This is a genomic window from Chryseobacterium taiwanense, assembly GCF_000813825.1.
Classification (GTDB): Bacteria; Bacteroidota; Bacteroidia; order Flavobacteriales; family Weeksellaceae; genus Chryseobacterium; species Chryseobacterium taiwanense.
On record NZ_JWTA01000004.1, the window covers coordinates 632,870 to 652,845 of the forward strand.

The following is a 19,976-nucleotide window of genomic DNA, read 5'->3' on the forward strand; positions in this document are numbered from 1 at the left end:
CCGCTTTGTTTCATTATTTATCAAATTTCTATTTTCTTTTAACCAAGGAAACAACTCCTTTTCCCATTGTGAAAAGTGCAACACCAATCAACCCTCCTGCCAAGCCGAATACAACTTGTTTCAGTGCTTCGTTCCATGTTGGTAAACTATGATGCAAAAAATCAATATTATGATCGAAAATTCCACCAGCTACTAAAATCAACGCAATTGTTCCAACAATACCTAATCCTTTAATTACCCAAGGAAGAGCGTCTATCAAAAGCTTTCCTATTTTAGCAACAAAACCTTTACCTTTGCTTTTTTTAATTAATTTAAAACCAGCATCGTCCATTCTAACAATCAAAGCTACGATTCCGTAAACACCTATAGTTGCAATGATTGACACCACTGAAACTGTAACAATTTCTACAAGAAACGGATCAAATTGTGATTTCAAAGCTTCATAGCCATCTTTTGCCGCAGCCAATGCAATGATTACTATCTCAAGGGATAAAATGAAGTCGGTTGTAATAGCTGATTTTACTTTTACTTTCTCAGAATCTTCACTTTCATCTGCAACTTCAGTAGCTTCTTCTATCACCTCATGCCCTTTTTTATCTCTATGAAATAAAAATTCAATGATTTTTTCAACTCCCTCAAAGGCAAGATATAAACCACCTAGAATCAAAATAAACTTTATAGCAGGAGAATACAGCCATTCAAGGAAAAAAACAACAGGCACAATAATCAATTTATTAATGAATGAGCCTTTCATAATTTTCATCAATACAGGAACTTCTCTTGAAGAAAGGAAACCGGTAGCCTTTTCAGCATTTACAGCTAAGTCATCTCCTAAGATTCCTGCTGTTTTCTGAGTTGCTACTTTACTTGTAACCGCCACATCATCCATCAAAGCTGCGATATCATCCAAAATCGCAAAAAAACCAGATGCCATAAAACTTTAATATTTTTTTAATAATTGTTAAAGAACAAAAATAATTATTTAATTCGATTTATTGTATGATTATTACACGTTTTACAAGAAATTAAAATTGATTCGTGATTTAACAAACAGAAAAAAATTTCATCCAAAAAAATGACGTTAAAACAATTTTATATGCGGTTTTTCACTTTATTCCTTTTTTTTCTTATTTCAAACTTTACCATTGCTCAGACAAAATATATTTTAGGATTATCAAAAACCGATCATAATATGGTGGTTTTAGATTACAATTCCCTTGAAATTATCACTAAAATTCCAGTTGGTGAAGATCCTCATGAAGTTGTGACTTCTGATGACGGTTCACTTGCATATGTTGCCAATACCGTAAATGGAACCGCTCATGAGATCAACTTGATTGATTTAAAAAATTTAAAGCCTCTCAAAAATATTGACACACGACCTTTATACGGATCTCATGGATTGGTTTATTTAAAAGATAAATTATGGTTCACGGCTCAAGGTTCAAAAGCTGTCGGAAGATATGATGTAAAAGATGATAAGCTTGAATGGTCGATGGGAACAGGACAAAACATCACCCATCTATTGTATGTAACTTCGGATGCTGAGCATTTTTACACGACCAATGTAGATTCAGGGACAGTAAGCGTTTTCGATCATGTTCTGTTACAACCCACCGTTCCTCCAACCGGAGTTCTGCCTCCGAATGCAAAACCAAGATGGGATTGGGTTCAGACGTTAATCAATGTAGGAAAAGGTGCAGAAGGTTTCGATGTTTCACAAGATGGAAAGGAATTATGGACAGCAAGACCGGATGGACACATCCTCATTGTCGATTTGAAGAAAAGAGAAATTAAAAATGATATTGATGCAAAAGTTCTAGGACTTCATCGTCTGAAATTTACTCCCGATGGAAAAACTGTATGCATTGTAAGTGTAAAAACAGGAGAATTGCTTTTTTACGATGCTCAAACCAGAAGAGAAGTAAAGAAAATAAATGCTGGACAAGGTGCTGCCATGTATATGGATAAAGAAAAGAACAGACTGTTTATGTCTTGTACTCCAAACAATTCTGTTTCTATAATTGATCTAAATAAAATGGAAGTGGTAAAAAAACTTGATATTGGCGGAAGACCGGATGGTATTACGATGGCTGTGGTACAATAGCATTGAATAATTTGTATATTCGCTACAACCATTATCACCAAATCAATGATGAAGCACATTCAATTAATTTTAATTTTATCTTTCGGTCTTTTTTACGCTCAGAATAAACAGTTCATTTACGAATACAGATCTGTTCCGGATTCCACAGACAGAAATACTATAATAACAGAATTCATGGTTTTGGATATTAATAATGCTAAGAAATCTGAATTTTATGGACTGGAAAGGTTTAAATCTGACTCTACCCTGCTTGTTGACAGTAAAAAAGGGGTTTTCAGTATGCCGCCCAACAAAGAGATGATCAGCGACAGAGTGATTAAATTCCCCAATTCAAATACGATCAATCATATAAAAATTTTTGATGATAAATATTTTGTAAATCAGGAAGTGAAACTCAACTGGAAATTACTGAATGATTTCAAGACCATTATGAATTATAAAGCCCAGAAAGCAACTACAGAATTCGGTGGCAGAAAATGGACAGCTTGGTTTACCACAAATATTCCTTTTCAGGATGGACCTTACAAGTTTTTTGGACTTCCCGGTTTAATATTGGAAATTGAAGACAGTACCAACAGTCATCATTTTACTCTAAAAGGGGTAAAAGATTCCTCAGAAGAATTTATCTATCCCAATCTTAATAATTACAAAGAAATAAAAGTCAATTACCCACAATTCGTTAAAGTATTCAAAACTTACAGAATAAATCCGGCAGCTTCTCTTATAGGTAGAATTCCTGACTATACAGATTCTGAAGGAAATCATATCAACGGGCAACAAAAAGTAAAGGAAATAGAAAAAATAAGACTGGAAAAATTAAAAAAAGACAATAATATTCTTGAAATTGATTTATTAAAAAAATAATGAATGGACAGATTGAAATAATCATTCAACAGTGGTAAAAATCATCTTTCAAAATTTATTTTCATTCCTAATTTTCTGTAATTTTATTCTATGAAAAAGCTGATTCTTCAATACCATTTCTTTGTTTTAGGATTAATTGGCTTTGTTTTAAGTTCATGCAATACACGAAAATTCAAAGTTTGGGTGGGAACTAATAATGATCAGAAAATCTATAATTTAAAATACGGTGAACATCAACGCCAGAAAATGGATGTTTTTCTTCCCTCCGATTATCCTGAAAACTCTCCTGTTGTGCTGATCGTTCATGGTGGTGCTTGGACGTTAGGAAAAAAGGAACACATGATCCAGATTCAAAAAATGCTTTTTAAGAATAATATTCCGAGCATCAATATGAATTACAGATTGGTTTCAAAATCCAAGAAAATCACTTATAAGGAGCAATTGGAAGATATTGGTTCGGCAATTACCAAGTTTAATTCTTTAGCTCAAAAAGCAGAACTTCAACCTAACAATTATATTATCTTAGGTGAAAGCGCAGGAGGACATCTGGCTTTACTGTATGGCTATCAAAATCCAAATCAGATCAAAAAGATCATTTCTTTAAGTGGTCCTACAGATTTTTACTCCCCGGAATATTTACATTCTTTTTATTCGAAATATTCTTCTCCAACCATTCAAAAAATGGTGGGAACAAAATTTCATCGCGAAAATCTATCAGAAGAGTTTAAAAAAGCAAGTCCGATTGCCAATATATCAAACGTTCCTACGCTTCTTTTTCAGGGAAATCAGGATTTTTTGGTGAACCAGAAACAAGGTTTAGCACTAGATTCTGCTTTAACCGCTCAAAACATTCCCCATAAATTCGTGTATATGAAAAATGCAGGCCATGCTCCAAGATTTTTCAGTAAGACGAAAAGAGACAGCATAATTTATCCTAATATTCTGGAATGGATCCTAAAGTAGTTTTTTTGTCATTCTGACGAAGGAAGAATCTTTTTATATTCCCAACTTTACGTTTTTTAATGTAAATAGAGATTCTTCAATCCGCTATGCTACTTTCAGAATGACAGAGTATTCCACTTTAAATAACAAATTACAATCAAAGACGATATTCAAAAAAAAAATAGCCCGTTAAAAACGAGCTATTAATATATTTTAATTAATTCCTATTTAATATCTTCATCAAAATCACCGTTCTCATATTTTGAAAAGTCTTCTTTCTTTCCGAACAAAAACTTACCAATCACCGGAACTGTTGTTACCAAAACAATGATAATAATGATAATCTCCAGTTTCTTTTTAAGATCAATTCCAAACTGATCCATAAACAGCTTATCCAAGTAATGTCCTGCAAAAATAAGGATGAACGACCAAAGAACAGCTCCAATAATGTTATCTCTAAGGAATGCTTTTTTATCCATCTTCACGATTCCGGCAATAATAGGAGTAAACGTTCTTACCACAGGTAAAAATCTCGCCATAATAATTGCTAAAGCTCCATTTTTTTCGAAAAACTCATGTGCTTGATACAAATGTTTTTTCTTGAAAAGCATGGTGTCTTTCTTCTTATATAAAGCAGGTCCTGTTTTACGTCCGAAATAGTATCCGATTTCGTTACCGATAATCGCTGCAAGAGCAACTGCCGATGCTAAAATAGTTGTATCTAAGAAATCACTTCCTGTGGAACCGAAGGTTTCCGAAATAATTTTTACGGCATAAATTCCCGATACGAAAAGTAGAGAATCACCGGGAAGGAAAAATCCTATAAACAACCCTGTTTCTGCAAAAATAATGAACAAAATAAGCCAAAATCCCCCATTATTTATATAAAACTCCGGGTTTAATAAATCCTTCCAACTATTGAAATCTTCCATAACTATTGATGAGTAACAAAAATAAGCTTAATAAAGTTCAAAAGGAAATATATTAGCATATTTTAACGAAAATTCAGATATGATTTTTATAGGTCCATATCATCTTCAGAAACCGCCGTTCCATCGGCCATCAGAAATGCTTTCAGGAATGGAGTAAGATTTCCGTTCATTACAGAATCTACATCTGAAGTTTCAAAGCCGGAACGTACATCTTTTACCAATTTATAAGGATGCATCACGTAGTTTCTGATCTGACTTCCCCACTCGATCTTCATTTTGTTGGCTTCAATCTCGTTACGGGCTTTCATACGCTCTTCCAGTTCCATTTCGTATAGTCTTGAACGAAGCAACTGCATTGCTTTTTCTTTATTTTGAAGCTGCGAACGAGATTCTGAGTTTTCAATAATAATTCCTGTCGGTGCGTGACGAAGACGAACCGCTGTTTCTACCTTGTTTACGTTCTGACCTCCTGCTCCTGAAGATCTCATCGTTTCAAATGAAATATCTGCCGGATTGATGTTGATTTCAATCGTATCATCTACCAAAGGATACACATATACGGAAACAAAACTGGTATGGCGTTTTGCATTAGAATCGAAAGGGGAAATCCTTACCAATCGGTGAACTCCGTTTTCTCCTCTCAAATATCCGAAAGCAAATTCGCCTTCAATTTCCAACGTGACGGTTTTTACTCCGGCAACATCTCCTTCCTGAAAGTTCAGTTCACGAATTTTATACCCTTGTTTTTCGGCCCACATCGTGTACATTCTCATCAACATCGAAGCCCAGTCACAGCTTTCCGTTCCTCCGGCTCCCGCAGTGATCTGAAGTACTGCAGAAAGTTCATCTCCTTCATTGGAAAGCATATTTTTGAATTCTAGGTCTTCTACCTTCTCTACTAATTGAGGAAAAGCTTCATCCAGTTCTTTTTCAGAATCTGGATCTTCTTTAGCAAAGTCCATTAAAACCTGTAAATCTTCGAACTGAGTATTGATCTCATCATAAGCTTCTACCCACTTTTTCTTAGAACGAAGCTGCTTTAAAAATGCTTCAGCCGTTTTCGGATTGTCCCAAAATTCCGGTGCAGCTGTTTTTTCATCATCATTGGCAATCTCTATCTTCTTTTTGTCGATCTGAAGGTATTTATGTAAATCTTCAATTCTGGATTGAATTTCTTTTATCTGGTCGTTGTTGATCACGATTGTTTATTTTTTGCAAAAATACGGATAAAATAATGAGTAAGGAATAGTGTATTATGAGTTATATTTTCAAGTATATTACACTATTAAAACTATGATTAAATGAATCAAAATGAAATTAATAGATTATTGGTAAGAAAGATAAACACTATTCTTTAATTACCTTAGCCTCAAACATTTTTTCCAAATCTTTTTTTGATCTTTTACTTTCCATTTTGAAACCAAGCATTGTTAAAAGATAAGCAAACAACAGCATACATAAAGGAAAAACAAGATCATTGGAAATTATTCCCTTGCTTTTAATTAATGTTATAATTAAGAAAAAAATGACGAATGTGCACCAAAATATCATGAAAATCGATACTAACCGATGTAACTTCATTTTAACCTCAATCTGTGTTTCATAGGTATTTTCTTGAATTGTTCCAGTAATTTGAGGGAGAAAAGAATTTCTATTTTTAATAATTCTATTAATTTCAAAATTATTTTCAGTAATAGTTCCTTCGTATTCTTTTGTTGACCCATTATTGGATGTAAAAGGTTTTCTTTTTGCCCCTACGTTTTCAGAAAGTATCCTGATAACATTTTGTTCTGACAAATTTGTTGTATAAATCAAATGTTCAAAAGGTAAATACTTCATTTATTCACTATTATTTAAATCATTTCAGCAACAATCTCCCCAATTTTCGGAGCCAGTGCCATTCCCATTCCTGAAAGTCTTACCGCACAGAATTGTCTTTCAGAAATTTGTTTTACAATGGGAGTTTTTTCTGAACCCATTGCCATAATTCCGGACCAGCGCATGGAAATTCCAACATGCTGATCAGTCAGAATTACTTCTTTTAAAAACGTCTCCAAATGGTTTTGTAGAAATTCTGTAGTTTCAAAAGCGGTGGTTTCTTCTGTCTTAAAGTCCTGATTTCTTCCACCACCCAATAAAATTCTATTTCCGAGATTTCGAAAATAATAAAACCCTTCATCATAATGGAAAGTTCCTTTTAGTTTTAAATTCTCAATCGGTTCCGTTAGAATAATTTGTCCGCGGGCAGGAATAATTTCTTCTTCTTTTAAAAATGTTGAAGCAAAAGCATTCGTACAATGAATCAGCTGATTGGTTTTAATCAAAATATCTTCACACAGCTGAACTTCAATTTCGTTTCTATTTTCAGCAATATATTCCACTTCTGTTCCGAAAAGAAATTCAACTTTTAATTCATTACATTTTTCGAATAATTTTTGCAATAATTTTCCTGAATGCAAACTTCCCTCACACGGATTTTCTATTAAATATTCAGATCTTCCTAATCCGAATTCTTTGATTTTATTTTGATGCAGAAAATAGGTTTTCTCAGTTCCTATAATCGACTTTAATTTTTCATTAACCTCATCAATGCTCTGTAAAGGTTCATCATGATTAAGAATTTCAAAACCTCCGTTTAATTCAAAATCAATTGCTGAGTTTTTAAAATAGTTCTGAATTTTCTGTAATCCTTCAAACCTTATCTTTACCAAATCCAACGTTTTATCCCAACCCATTTTCTCAGAATCAGCAATGATCTCTGTCAAGCTTCCGAAACAGGCAAAACCCGCATTTCTGGTTGAAGCTCCCAACGGAACTGAATTTCGTTCAATAATCAAAACAGATTTTTCAGGGTATTTCTCTTTAATCGAAATCGCAGTCCATAATCCCGTAAAACCAGCTCCAATAATGATGATATCTCTTTTTCTGTAAAATGTTTCAAGTTCCCAAACGCTGATCATCTTAGTAGTTATAAATTATGAGTTAATAGTTATGAATTCAAATAGTAGAGTTAGCATTTAAATAACTCATAATTTATAACTCATACCAATTTAATTTTTACTTTCGTTTTCCTCTTCCTCCCCATTATGATGAAAGCCTATCGCTCTTCTTGGTTCTTCCACTACTTTATAAGCGTCCAGTTCAGTTTTCAGGCTTTGTACTCGATATTGAAACTGATCAAAATTATTAATGATCACATCACCCAGAAATCTTGCAACCTGATCCAGATATTCCTCGGTCAGTTTACCTGCAGCATCTCTTAAGGCTCCATTCAAAAGGGTTTGATCTATTTTTAAATTCTCATTTCGGGTTCTTTGGTATACATTTTTGATTCTTTTCTTAAGACTTTGGGTAAAATCAATCAGCATGGTATTACTGAAAGCTTTCATCTGAGAAGAAACGCCATGCCAAAACGGAATTTTATCAGCTTTGTTATTTTTAAGAATTTTATATAGTAACGAATCGTTTTCCAAACCTCTTGTCATGGCAAACAATATAATTTCAGAGCGTTCTGAAGCATTTGGCGGAAAGACAGGAACCATCACATCAAATCTTCCGGGAGCTAAGACTTCTTCATCAATTTCAGATACAGAATTGGCTGAACCAACCATCAATAAATCTTCCTGCTCAAATCTACTGATATAATGAAGTATGATTTCCTGAGTTTCAAGATTACAAGATGCAACGTCTGTTTCCGCCTTTCTCTCTAACATGATGTCATCAAAATCATCTAAGAAAAGCAAAACTTTGTCTTCTTTCATCATGGTTAAAAGAAAATCGTTGAAATCGGTTTTATTTCCATTGATAAAAGAAGTTCCCAGGTAATGTTTTTTCACTTCTTTAAACTGATACCCTATAATCTCGGCAATTTTATTCGCCCAAAAAATCTTTCCGCTTCCGGGAGGACCATATAAAATAATTCCAGCCGGTTTATTGATTCCCCAATCTTTAATTTGTTGTGGATTTAGAAAAGGTTCTAGAATACCTGAAATATAAAAGAACAAATCTCTATATCCTATAAAATCTCTTTGTTTTAAGCTGATTTTATGTCCGAAATAGCTATACACAAATTCATAATTTCCTCCCAGTTTATTATCAATTCCGTAGCTCGAAATGGAAGATTTAAAAAAACCATTATCGAAAATATTCGGATTGGTTTCCTTTATCGCTTTTTCTACTTTATCTTTTGGTTGTTTAATGGTTTCTGCAATTTGTTCGAGAGTTTTTGTTTTATCAAGATCCGTTTCATACAATCGTAAGAAGTCAATATTCTCACGGGCAAATTTTTCAAAATCTTCTTTTACTTCGAAGTTTGTACTGATACAAACTCCCAATTCAAGATCAAAATCCTGAATAAATTGTTTTATAGCTTCGGCAGAAACATTAAGTTCCTTTGCCAGTTCAATAAGTTTCATAATTGCTGATTAATTCTATCAAATTTAATGTATTTAGGATTAAATGTAAATTGATTTATGATAATTCTGTAACATTTTCTAATTTATATAGACTACTACTATGTAAAACAAATTACATGGAAAAGATTTTATCAGTAAAGAACCTGACGAAAAAATTCAAAAGAGTGGTTGTAAACAACATCTCTTTTGACGTCGAAAAAGGAAATGTCTACGGACTTCTAGGTCCCAATGGAAGTGGAAAATCCACTACATTCGGGATGTTGCTTTCAACTATTAATCCTACAAGCGGAGACTGGTATTGGTTTGGAAAAAAAGGAACTGATCCCGATACGCTGAAAAGAATAGGAGCGATCATTGAGCAGCCTAATTTTTACCCTTATTTAAGTGCAGAAACCAATCTTAAGATTGTTGCCGAAATTAAACATACTCCTTATTCAAGAATTGAAGAAGTTTTAAAGACGGTCGGTTTATACGAAAGAAGAAAAGATACCTTCAAAACCTTTTCTTTAGGAATGAAACAGCGTCTTGCGATTGCTTCTGCGATGCTAAACAATCCTGAAGTTCTTATCTTAGATGAACCGACAAACGGACTTGATCCTGAAGGAATTATCCAGATCAGAGAAATCATCAGCAATATTGCTAAACAAGGGATTACCATTATTATTGCCAGTCACCTTCTCGATGAGATTGAAAAGATTTGCAGCCACGTTATTGTATTAAAAGAAGGAACTTCTCTTTATTGCGGAAGAGTGGATGAAATGACTTCCAACAATGGATATTTTGAGCTTAAAGCAGATAATAACACTCAGCTTTTAGAGGCTTTGAATGAACTCCAATGGTTTACGGCAATCAATCAGGAAGATGGCTTAATAAAAGCTCATGTTCGCGACGATGCAACGATTTCCGCTTCAACACTGAATCAGAAACTGACTGAAAAAGGAATTTTCTTATCACACCTGAACAAGAAAAAGCTGTCTCTTGAATCTCAATTCCTTGAACTTGTAAAAAACACAAATTAATCATGACAAAATTATTAAAACTTGAATATTACAAAAACCTGAATTACAGACCATTCAAGGTTTTCACCATTTTATATTTCGCTATTCTTATTGCGTTACTTTTCATTGGATTGGTTGATTTTGATCTTTTCGGAGGAACCGTCAATTTAAAGGAACAAGGCATCTATAATTTCCCGGAAATCTGGAATTTCACGACTTGGATTGTAGGATTATTGAAAATTTTCTTAGGATTAATCATCGTTTTTTCGATTTGTCAGGAATTTGGTGACCGAATGTTTAAGCAGAATACTATTGATGGTTTAAGCAGAAAAGAATTTATCGGTTCAAAATTATTAACGATAAGTATTTTCACGATTATCTCAACTGTAATTGTCTTTGGAATTACGATGTTTTTAGGCTACCAATATTCCAGTACAACAGAATCTGCAAAAGTTTTTGAGGAAATATTTTTCATCGGAAATTACTTTGTAAAGCTGTTTACGTTCTTTTGTTTCCTAATGTTCCTTTCTGTTTTACTGAGAAAATCGGTCTTTGTATTTCTTTCTATTTTTGTTCTTTGGATTGGTGAAGGAATTATTCAAAGTATTGCATTGTATTTAAAATCTCAGCATGCTACTGGAGCGCAAATGGTAGAAAAAGCTCAAAATTCGTTTTCTCTTACCAAACTAATGCCTTTGGAAAGTATGTCGAGCTTAATTCCGAATCCTATGATGAGATTAAAAGCAGCACAACTGTTAGGAGGAAAATATGAATTCCACTACCCTACAGAAAGCCTTATTGCTTGTTTAGTTTGGTGCGCCATTTTCATTTTCGGATCATACTGGATTTTAAGAAAAAGAGATTGGTAATATTTTAATTGAAAAATTGGAAATTAACATAGTAAAGTGATTCGTCTGAATCACTTTTTTTATTTTTTGGCTTAAAATTTTCATTCGATTTCGACAAAAATAACTGCTGTGAAGAAAATTTTCTATGTTCCGGGATTGATCAGTGCATTACTGATACCGATTTTATTTTGGTATTATGGAAGTCAAAAATTTAAGGAAGTAAATCTTGGAGTCATTGACATTGGTCTCCCAGCTAAATCTCATGACGGAAAAGAATTAGCATATGCAAGTTTCGAACCCTATCGAAACTGGAATTATCATAAAATTATAGTACAACCTAGTTTAGCTAAAGAAAATTCTAAATTTTATGTTTCCGAAATTAAAAAACTTCAAAAAGAAAATCGCGAAAAATCCGGAATAGAATTTATTTTAGATAACAAAAACACATATAATGATATTGTATCTTTATTAAATGACATGGAACTTAGCAAACATCCTTCTTATCATTTGGATCTTGACAAAACAGGACATTTTTTTGTAGTTCAGGAATCTTCTATTTCAAATATTCCCACATATAATGATGACACAATAGACAGATGCGGAAATGAAGTCATAGATTTTTCTAGCGAACAATTTAAAATATCTCTTTTAAAAGGCTTCTCAAAATTTGAATATCAACTTACACAATTACCTGAACCATCATTTTATATCATCTTTGGATTTTTATTATTTATAAACATCTCCATGTTAAGTATCAAAGAAAGATTTCAGTTGCAAAAGTTTCATTCTTAAAATAAACCAGATTCTTCGATCCATTTCATTCCTAGACGAGTTGCTTTTTTTCTTATTTTTAAACTTCACTTATAAAACACCAAATGATTCAGCTTGCGGCTTCTAAAATTACAAGGTTTTGCTTTTTAACATTAACTTTTCTATGTTTATCGTGTTCTGATGGAAAGAAAAATTCGTTTAGAGTTTTCACCTCATCAAAAAAGGAAAAACCATCTTTAAATACTGAAAAGACTCATAAAAAAGCCAAAGAAGCTTTATCATTTTGTAAAGAGAAAAAATTCAATACCAACTTTTGTATTTTGATCGATATGAGTTTGCATTCAGGGGTCAACCGTTTTTTCATTTATAATTTTAAGGAAAAGAAAATCACTAAAAAGTATCTTGTAGGTCATGGTTGCGGAAACTACATCTGGAGTTTGGCACAATCAAAAGATAATCCGGGTTTCAGTAATGAAGACGGAAGTCATCTTTCTTCTCTTGGAAAATATAAAATCGGAGAAAGGGGCGTAAGTGAATGGGGAATTAAAGTAAAATATTTAATGCATGGTTTGGAAGAAACCAACAATAATGCGCTGAAAAGAGCCATCGTTTTTCATTCCTGGGAAAAAATGGATGATCATGAGATCTATCCTCAAGGTTCCCCCGAAGGTTGGGGTTGTCCTACAGTTTCAAACAACGCCTTAAGAGAAATCGATCCTATCTTAAAAGATACATCTAAACCGATTCTGATGTGGATTTACAATTAAAAAAGACTGCCTTTCGACAGTCTTAAAAACACCTTACTTAATTATATATTTACTTCTTATCTTTTTCAAGTAAAGAAATATAGTCTCCGTATCCTTTGTCTTTCATTTCCCCTTTCGGAATAAATTTTAGAGAAGCTGAGTTGATACAGTAACGAAGTCCGCCTTTATCTGCCGGTCCGTCATTAAAAACGTGTCCCAAATGGGCATCTCCGGTTTTACTTCTTACCTCTACTCTTGTTATTCCGTGAGAGCGGTCTAACTTCTCATCAATCAACTGTTTTGTAATCGGTTTTGAAAAACTTGGCCATCCACAACCTGATTCAAATTTATCGGTTGAAATAAATAAAGGTTCTCCCGTTGTAATATCTACATAAATTCCTTCACGGGTTTCGTCCCAATATTCATTTTGAAAAGCTCTTTCAGTACCGTTTTCCTGAGTTACAGTATATTGCTCCGCCGTTAATTTTTTCTTTAAAGTTTCTTTATCCTGTTTTTGATATTTCATTTCTTTTGTTTGTTTTTTTGGAAGTGGGTTTGCATTTCTTGCCATTTCAAATAATCCCGGTTCGATATGGCAATACCCTCCCGGATTTTTATCTAAATAATCCTGATGATAATCTTCTGCTTTGTAGAAATTTTTCAAAGGAATGGTTTCTACTGCCACTGGTTTATCATAATTCTTAGCTAATTTTGCAACCTCAGCTTTTACAATAGATTCCGTTTCTTTATCTGTTGAATAAATTCCCGTTCTGTATTGGTTTCCTCTGTCATTTCCCTGTTTGTCAATACTTGTAGGATCAATTGTTTTAAAATATAAATCAATTAAAAGTTTTACATCTACCTGTTCAGGATCATATTTTACTTTTACAGTTTCCGCAAAACCTGTGGTATGACTTACTACTTCTTCATAGGTAGGATTTTTTTTATTTCCGTTGGCATATCCAACCTCTGTTCCTACAACACCTCGAATTTGTTGAAAAAAGTGTTCAGTTCCCCAAAAGCATCCTCCTGCAAAATAGATTTCTTTTACGTTTTTATTGTCCATAATGGTCTCATTTTCCTTTTTAATTTCTGTGGATTTTGGTTTGGCATCTCCACAGCTTGTAGCAAAAACTGCTATACCCAGAACGACTCCAAGCAGTATTAATATGTTTTTCATTTTTATCTTTTTATTTGTAATCATTTTTCCCATTTAAAATCATTAAACCAAATCCTAAAAGCATCAGATCTTTTAAGATAAAGAAGTCTGTAACCGGAACTCCGTCTACTATTTTCCAAATTCCCGGAGTCGTAAATACATAACTCAAGGTGATAAGGAAAGTAACAATCATTCCAATCGCAGCGTACTTTCTGAGTGATGCAAATTTCACACTAAATACTAATAGTAAAGCAATGATAATTTCTATCGTTCCGATAGCATTTGACACTGTTTGCACACTTACAATATCATATACGAAAAAGGTAAAGAAATGGTTTTCTACCAGACTTTTTATTCCTTCTGCTTCGGTCGGTGTGAATTTGAATATTCCAATCCAAAACAGGATCAATGCAGCCCCGAAAAGCGAGACATAATACCCGATCCTTCCCGTTCGGTTTTCTTTGTTGATTTCTAATGTAGTTCCGTTCATTGTAATGATTTTGAATGAATACTTTGTTTATTTTCAAAAGTATAGTCGGAACATTTTAAAAATCCTGACAAGGATTGTATTAAATATCTAAATTTTTAATTACTTTTTCTTTAAATAACTGAATTTCAGTATTATTTATTTCATTTTCTTTCTCCTGAGAAAGCTTTCTTTTCAGAATATCATCTAAAATTTCGAGTTTTTGCTTGTAGGCTCTGCACCATTTGCAGATTTTAAGATGCAGATTGAGTTTCCAATTCTCGCTTGGAGAAATGTTTTCAGCATTGCGTTTTTCCATGAGCAAAGTCACTTCACTGCATGGTAAAAAGATCATATGTATTAGTTTTTTCAACATTCTTGTACTCCTTATGATTTTGCAAACCAGTTAAATTCCAGACACTCCCGCAACTGCATTCGGCTTCGTTGTAAAATCTTCCAAAGATTAGTCGTAGAAATATTCAATTCCTGACTCACTTCGGGTGCTTTTTTTTCTTCGAGATAATACATTTTCATCGGAATCTTCCATCTGGAGGGTAATTCCTCTATACAATCTTCCAATGTTTTATTAAAATCTTTATCATCGAGAAGCTCAGTTTCTTTATTGGAAGCATCCCAATCATTAAGGACATCATCATTTTTCCAAGAACCGGTTTCATCAAAAAAATGGTCTAGTTTTATTTGTGGTTCGGATTTATATTTTTTGCGATAAAAATCTGCAACTTTTCTGTTTAAAATAGTCATCAGCCAAGTCAACGGTTGACTTTTCCCCTCAAATGAGTCATACGACGAAAAAGCAGAAATAAAAACCTCCTGAACAACATCTTCAGCCTCAAATTTATCCGAAAGCAGATAAACCGCTCTTCTCAACAGTGGTTCCGAATATTGTTCTATCCAGTTTTTGATGGTTTCGTTTTTTGTCATTTACTTTAGTTTACTAAAAATATCAACACATTTTTACTGTTGTAAATACATATAATAATCCGCTAAAAATCAACGAATAAAATATTGTACAGGATAGTGCCCAGAAACCAATCGGCTTTTTTTCAAGTCTTAAACTCCAAACCGATAAAATCCAGTTAATTACAAGTATTGGAATTATAAGATAGAAACAAAACACTGCAGCATAACCCATAATTTCGCTTCCAATAAGGCTTCCCAAAAGACATATCAAAATAAACAAAATGGGATATGCAATCGTAATTCCAATTACCTTTTGCGCCATTCTTTCAGCTTTTGTTTTCAAGATATTTTAAAGTTTTAAGAAAGATAAATAATATTTTTCAATTTTTTAATCCTTATCATAAATATGGGATTGCTTCGTCACTTCGTTTCTCGCAATGACATAAAGAAAAACATGAAAATGCTACAAAAATTCCCCTACTCTGGAGGGGTGGCGAAAATTTTAAAGAAATTTTTGACGGGGTGGTTTTCAACTGTATTTTTCTCCTAGCCCCGATTGCAGCAATTGTCTGAGCTCATTTTTTGGATTTCGGGCGGCGGCAAAGCCGCCGCACAAAAATCCCAAAAATAGCGAGTGCGGAAAGCAGGAAATAGCTCCCAAAAAAGAAAGAAGTTAAAGATTAGCTGATAAAAGTTAAAAGATGGAAAACAATAGATTTTTCCTTCGTCGAAATGACAATATCTAAACAATTATTTTACACACAGGTTAAAACAACAAACTCTATTTTACTATTGCTTTAAAAACATTAAATTTGCATCTTATCGAAAATTTGTAAAAAGCAAAGTAATATATATCATTATGACATCACAAGAGATTCGTCAAAAATTTTTAGATTATTTTAAAAGTAAAGAACACCTTATCGTTCCTTCGGCTCCTATCGTGCTGAAAGACGACCCTACGCTCATGTTTTCCAATTCAGGAATGACGCAATTCAAAGACTATTTTTTAGGTTACAAAGAGCCTAAAGCCCCAAGAATTGCCGATACTCAGAAATGTTTAAGAGTTTCCGGGAAGCATAATGATTTGGATGATGTAGGTAGAGATACGTATCACCACACTATGTTTGAGATGTTGGGGAACTGGTCTTTTGGTGATTATTTCAAAAAAGATGCTATTGCTTTTGCCTGGGAATTGCTGACGGAAGTGTACGGAATTCAGAAAGAAAACCTGTATGTAACCATTTTTGAAGGAGATGCTTCCGAAAATCTTGAAAGAGATCAGGATGCTTATGACTATTGGAAAGCTGTGATTTCTGAAGACAGAATCATCAATGGAAACAAGAAAGATAATTTCTGGGAAATGGGTGCAAGCGGACCTTGCGGACCATGTTCTGAAATTCATGTCGACCTAAGAAGCGAAGAAGAAAAAGCTAAAGTTTCAGGGCTTGAATTGGTGAACAACGACCACCCTCAAGTTGTGGAAATCTGGAATCTCGTTTTCATGCAATACAACCGTAAAGCAGATGGAAGCTTAGAAAACCTTCCTGCAAAGCATATTGATACAGGAATGGGCTTCGAACGTCTATGTATGGCACTTCAGGGAAAATCTTCCAACTATGATACTGATGTTTTCACCCCTCTAATTGCTAAAGTTGAAGAACTTTCAGGTAAAAAATATACAGGAATTTTAGAAGACGAAAAAGATATTGCAATCCGCGTTGTGGTAGATCACATCAGAGCGGTTTCTTTTGCTATTGCAGATGGCCAATTACCTTCAAACGGAGGAGCAGGTTATGTGATTAGAAGAATTTTAAGAAGAGGAATTTCTTATTCTTACCGATTCTTAGATAGAAAAGAACCTTTCCTTTATAAGTTGGTTGCTGTTTTACAAGAACAAATGGGTACATTCTTCCCTGAATTGGAAAAGCAAGGAACTTTGGTAACAGAAGTGATTAAAAGTGAAGAAGAATCTTTCTTAAGAACCATTGAAACAGGATTAATCCGAGTTGATAAATTGATTCAGCAGACGATTTCTGAAGGTAAAAAAGTGTTGCCAACAGAAGAAGTTTTCGAATTATATGATACTTACGGTTTCCCGGATGATTTAACAAGAATTATCGCTGAGGAAAAAGGTTTAACGATCGATGAGGCAGGGTTTGAAGTTGCTCTAAATGAACAGAAACAACGTTCAAAAGCTGATTCTGCTCAAAAAGTGTATGACTGGGTTGTTTTAGAAGAGCAGGAATCTAACTTCGTAGGTTACGACCAGATTGAAGCGGAAACTCATATTACAAAATACAGAAAAGTAGAAAATAAAGACGGAGAATTTTATCAGGTGGTATTGAGCAACACTCCTTTCTACCCTGAAGGTGGTGGACAAGTTGGTGATAAAGGTGTTCTTGAAAATGCTGCTGAAAGTTTCGAAGTTTTGGAAACAAAAAAGGAAAACGGATTGATTATTTCTTTAATCAGCGGGCTTCCTAAAGATGCAAGTGCTCTTTTCTATGCCAAAGTAAATGCAACCGACAGAAAAAACTCTCAGGCAAACCATTCTGTAACTCACTTGTTACATGAAGCGTTAAGAGATGTTTTAGGAACTCACGTTGAGCAGAAAGGTTCTTACGTTGGTCCTGATTATTTACGTTTCGACTTCTCTCATTTCAACAAAATGACGGAAGAAGAATTAGCTTCGATTGAAGAAAAAGTAAATGCAAAGATCAAAGAAAGCATTGCTTTACAAGAGTTCAGAAATATTCCGATCAAGGAAGCTTTGGATAGAGGTGCAATGGCTTTGTTTGGTGAAAAGTATGGAGACAATGTGAGAATGATTCAGTTTGGAAGTTCAAAAGAACTTTGCGGAGGAACTCACGTAAAAAATACAAGTGAAATCGGTCATTTTAAGATCAATTCCGAAAGTTCTGCTGCTGCGGGAATCAGAAGAATTGAAGCCATTTCCGGAGATAAGTCTGAGGAATATTTCAAAGGTTTAGAAAAACAAATCACTGAACTTTCTCAATTGCTGAAATCTAAAGATGTTGTACGTTCTATTGAAAAACTGATCGAAGAAAATACATCTTTGAAAGCTGAGGTTGAAGCCTTTAAAAAAGAAAAAGCTAAAGGAGAAATCGGTGACTGGAAAAATGCTTACGAACAAAAAGGAGACAAACAGCTTTTAGTGAAGAAAACATCTCTTGATGCAGGTTCTGTAAAAGACATCGTGTTCCAGTTGAAGAGAGAAATCCCTACTTCGGTGACGATTATCCTTTCTGATGCGGACGGAAAACCAATGATTACCGTTGGAGTTTCTGATGATTTAGCCGCAAATTATCAGGCTGGAGCAATCGTAAAAGATTTAGCTAAAGAAATCCAAGGTGGTGGTGGTGGAAACCCAGGTTTCGCAACTGCAGGAGGAAAAAATCTTGATGGTTTGGAAAATGCTTATCAGAAAGCTTTGAATATTTAATTTTCAGAATTAAATTCAAAATATAATAAAGCAGTTGTTTTTTTAGCAACTGCTTTTTGTTTTTAATTAACTTACGTTTATTTTAGGATTTCTTTCAATTCATCTTGAAGCTCTTTCTTTTGTACATCTGTATACAATGTAGAATTAGACAGAGACTTCTTGAAATCATTAACTGTATTGAGATAATTTTGCTTTAATTGGATTTGAGCTTGTATAATTTGTAAATATCCCTGTGAAAAATTGGGATAAGAATTTATTAATATTTTCCAAGCTTGAATAGCCTTTTCATATTGTTTTTCATTGTAAAAATACCATCCTTTTCCATTTAAAATACCAATTGAAAAATTGAGTTTAGCGCCATAATTGGATACTATTTCTTTATCGAGAGACGACTTAATCCCCACATCTTTTTGTTGATTTGAAATATACTTGGCCTGAATAGCTGACCAATCTTCAAATATTTCATACAATGCAGTATTTATAAGTAAACCAGGTGTTGCGTTATGATCTGCTTCTTTAAAACGATATCCCTTCATATTTAAAAAAGGATTGTTGATTTTTTGGGTAATAACAGAATCCATTTTCGCAAAATCTTCGGGATAATCATTTCCTATTCCAAAACGATAATATTTTTTAGCTCTAAACGATAAACCATTGAGTTTAATTATTGAATTAGTGAGATCAGTATTTTGTTGAAAGAAAAACGGACTCATAGAAATGACAGCATTTAGATCGTTTATTCTTGAACTAAAAAGTGAAGTGGTAAAATATCCATATCTGGAATGTCCTATCAGCATTCTATATTTTGAAGCTTTATAATCTTTTTCTGCAAGGGGAATAAGTTCATCAAAAATAAATTCCTCATTTTCGAGAGCATGCCCATTAGCATCAGAAATTTTTTGTTGGGTTTCAATATACCGATAGCGCTGCTCAGATTCTACACTAATTATTACAGATGATGGTATCTGTTCATTACTTGTTAAATAATCAATCGTATTTATAATGTAATTATGACTTCTTTGATTTTGCTTGTCAAATACAATAATTAACGGAAAAGTATTATTTACATCGTTCTGCCATTCTATCGGAACTGTAATAGAAATCTTTTTTGCAAAGCCAAGATATTTAGAACTTATGATAGTATCTTTTAACTTTCTATATCTTTCATAGTTTTGAGAAAATAAAAAAGTATTCAATAAAGTGAAAACAAGAAGTAAGAGGTATTGTTTTTTTACCATTGCAGATTGTATAAATGATGTCTAACATTTGATTTTACACAAGGTGTGAATCCAAGCTATAATTTTATTAAAAATAAATAATATCCGTACACAAAACAATTTTATT

20 protein-coding genes are annotated in these 19,976 nt (G+C 33.4%); 8 read left to right on the top strand and 12 right to left on the bottom strand.

The features are described 5' to 3' along the window. Window positions 1-28: 28 nt before the first annotated feature. The gene (locus RM51_RS06350; RefSeq protein ID WP_039366278.1) at window positions 29-934 is read right to left on the bottom strand and encodes a DUF808 family protein; all 906 of its coding nucleotides are present in this window, start codon (window positions 932-934) and stop codon (window positions 29-31) included. Window positions 935-1,075: 141 nt separating this feature from the next. On the opposite strand from RM51_RS06350, the gene RM51_RS06355 reads away from it, so the two are divergent. From RM51_RS06355 to RM51_RS06365, 3 genes are all read left to right on the top strand, one after another. Next, window positions 1,076-2,107 (top strand): beta-propeller fold lactonase family protein, encoded by a 1,032-nt coding sequence (locus tag RM51_RS06355; protein WP_052248418.1) that lies wholly within the window; start codon window positions 1,076-1,078, stop codon window positions 2,105-2,107. Between the two features lie 45 nt (window positions 2,108-2,152). Continuing rightward, window positions 2,153-2,971, top strand: coding sequence for a GLPGLI family protein (locus RM51_RS06360; protein WP_052248419.1), 819 nt, complete (start codon window positions 2,153-2,155; stop codon window positions 2,969-2,971). A 90-nt stretch (window positions 2,972-3,061) separates the two neighbouring features. Then, a complete protein-coding gene (locus RM51_RS06365) occupies window positions 3,062-3,934 on the top strand; it encodes an alpha/beta hydrolase (protein ID WP_039366281.1) in 873 nt (290 codons plus the stop codon). A gap of 203 nt (window positions 3,935-4,137) precedes the next feature. On the opposite strand, the gene RM51_RS06370 is transcribed toward RM51_RS06365, so the two are convergent. From RM51_RS06370 to RM51_RS06390, 5 genes are all read right to left on the bottom strand, one after another. Then, window positions 4,138-4,845 (bottom strand): DedA family protein, encoded by a 708-nt coding sequence (locus RM51_RS06370; RefSeq protein WP_039366284.1) that lies wholly within the window; start codon window positions 4,843-4,845, stop codon window positions 4,138-4,140. Between the two features lie 86 nt (window positions 4,846-4,931). Beyond that, window positions 4,932-6,044: a peptide chain release factor 2 gene (prfB, locus tag RM51_RS06375; RefSeq protein WP_039366286.1), complete on the bottom strand. Its 1,113-nt coding sequence runs from the start codon at window positions 6,042-6,044 to the stop codon at window positions 4,932-4,934. Between the two features lie 148 nt (window positions 6,045-6,192). Beyond that, the gene (locus RM51_RS06380; protein ID WP_039366290.1) at window positions 6,193-6,684 is read right to left on the bottom strand and encodes a hypothetical protein; all 492 of its coding nucleotides are present in this window, start codon (window positions 6,682-6,684) and stop codon (window positions 6,193-6,195) included. A gap of 14 nt (window positions 6,685-6,698) precedes the next feature. Beyond that, window positions 6,699-7,805 (bottom strand): NAD(P)/FAD-dependent oxidoreductase, encoded by a 1,107-nt coding sequence (locus tag RM51_RS06385; protein WP_039366293.1) that lies wholly within the window; start codon window positions 7,803-7,805, stop codon window positions 6,699-6,701. A gap of 90 nt (window positions 7,806-7,895) precedes the next feature. Continuing rightward, window positions 7,896-9,260 carry an AAA family ATPase gene (locus tag RM51_RS06390; RefSeq protein ID WP_039366296.1) on the bottom strand — a complete coding sequence of 455 codons (1,365 nt, stop codon included), beginning with the start codon at window positions 9,258-9,260 and terminating at the stop codon, window positions 7,896-7,898. Between the two features lie 116 nt (window positions 9,261-9,376). Between RM51_RS06390 and RM51_RS06395 the strand changes: the two genes are divergently transcribed. From RM51_RS06395 to RM51_RS06410, 4 genes are all read left to right on the top strand, one after another. Beyond that, complete coding sequence (locus tag RM51_RS06395; RefSeq protein ID WP_039366300.1) at window positions 9,377-10,279, top strand: ABC transporter ATP-binding protein; 903 nt, start codon at window positions 9,377-9,379, stop codon at window positions 10,277-10,279. A 2-nt stretch (window positions 10,280-10,281) separates the two neighbouring features. Next, complete coding sequence (locus tag RM51_RS06400; protein ID WP_039366302.1) at window positions 10,282-11,127, top strand: ABC transporter permease; 846 nt, start codon at window positions 10,282-10,284, stop codon at window positions 11,125-11,127. Between the two features lie 108 nt (window positions 11,128-11,235). Next, window positions 11,236-11,898 carry a hypothetical protein gene (locus tag RM51_RS06405; RefSeq protein WP_039366305.1) on the top strand — a complete coding sequence of 221 codons (663 nt, stop codon included), beginning with the start codon at window positions 11,236-11,238 and terminating at the stop codon, window positions 11,896-11,898. 83 nt (window positions 11,899-11,981) lie between these two features. Continuing rightward, the gene (locus RM51_RS06410; RefSeq protein ID WP_084110963.1) at window positions 11,982-12,644 is read left to right on the top strand and encodes a murein L,D-transpeptidase catalytic domain-containing protein; all 663 of its coding nucleotides are present in this window, start codon (window positions 11,982-11,984) and stop codon (window positions 12,642-12,644) included. 49 nt (window positions 12,645-12,693) lie between these two features. Here the strand turns inward: RM51_RS06410 and msrB are convergent, their stop codons facing one another. The 5 genes from msrB to RM51_RS06435 form a co-directional block, all read right to left on the bottom strand. Continuing rightward, window positions 12,694-13,803, bottom strand: a complete 1,110-nt coding sequence (gene msrB / locus RM51_RS06415; RefSeq protein WP_039366528.1) for a peptide-methionine (R)-S-oxide reductase MsrB — start codon at window positions 13,801-13,803, stop codon at window positions 12,694-12,696. A gap of 10 nt (window positions 13,804-13,813) precedes the next feature. Next, window positions 13,814-14,272: a DUF417 family protein gene (locus tag RM51_RS06420; protein WP_052248420.1), complete on the bottom strand. Its 459-nt coding sequence runs from the start codon at window positions 14,270-14,272 to the stop codon at window positions 13,814-13,816. Window positions 14,273-14,351: 79 nt separating this feature from the next. Continuing rightward, window positions 14,352-14,603, bottom strand: a complete 252-nt coding sequence (locus tag RM51_RS06425; RefSeq protein WP_228375783.1) for a hypothetical protein — start codon at window positions 14,601-14,603, stop codon at window positions 14,352-14,354. A 32-nt stretch (window positions 14,604-14,635) separates the two neighbouring features. Continuing rightward, window positions 14,636-15,190, bottom strand: a complete 555-nt coding sequence (locus tag RM51_RS06430; protein ID WP_039366310.1) for an RNA polymerase sigma factor — start codon at window positions 15,188-15,190, stop codon at window positions 14,636-14,638. A 22-nt stretch (window positions 15,191-15,212) separates the two neighbouring features. After that, window positions 15,213-15,512: a hypothetical protein gene (locus RM51_RS06435; RefSeq protein WP_039366313.1), complete on the bottom strand. Its 300-nt coding sequence runs from the start codon at window positions 15,510-15,512 to the stop codon at window positions 15,213-15,215. A 516-nt stretch (window positions 15,513-16,028) separates the two neighbouring features. Between RM51_RS06435 and alaS the strand changes: the two genes are divergently transcribed. Next, a complete protein-coding gene (gene alaS, locus RM51_RS06440) occupies window positions 16,029-18,632 on the top strand; it encodes an alanine--tRNA ligase (protein WP_039366316.1) in 2,604 nt (867 codons plus the stop codon). 77 nt (window positions 18,633-18,709) lie between these two features. Here the strand turns inward: alaS and RM51_RS06445 are convergent, their stop codons facing one another. After that, window positions 18,710-19,870: an alpha/beta hydrolase-fold protein gene (locus tag RM51_RS06445; protein ID WP_039366319.1), complete on the bottom strand. Its 1,161-nt coding sequence runs from the start codon at window positions 19,868-19,870 to the stop codon at window positions 18,710-18,712. Window positions 19,871-19,976: the final 106 nt, after the last annotated feature.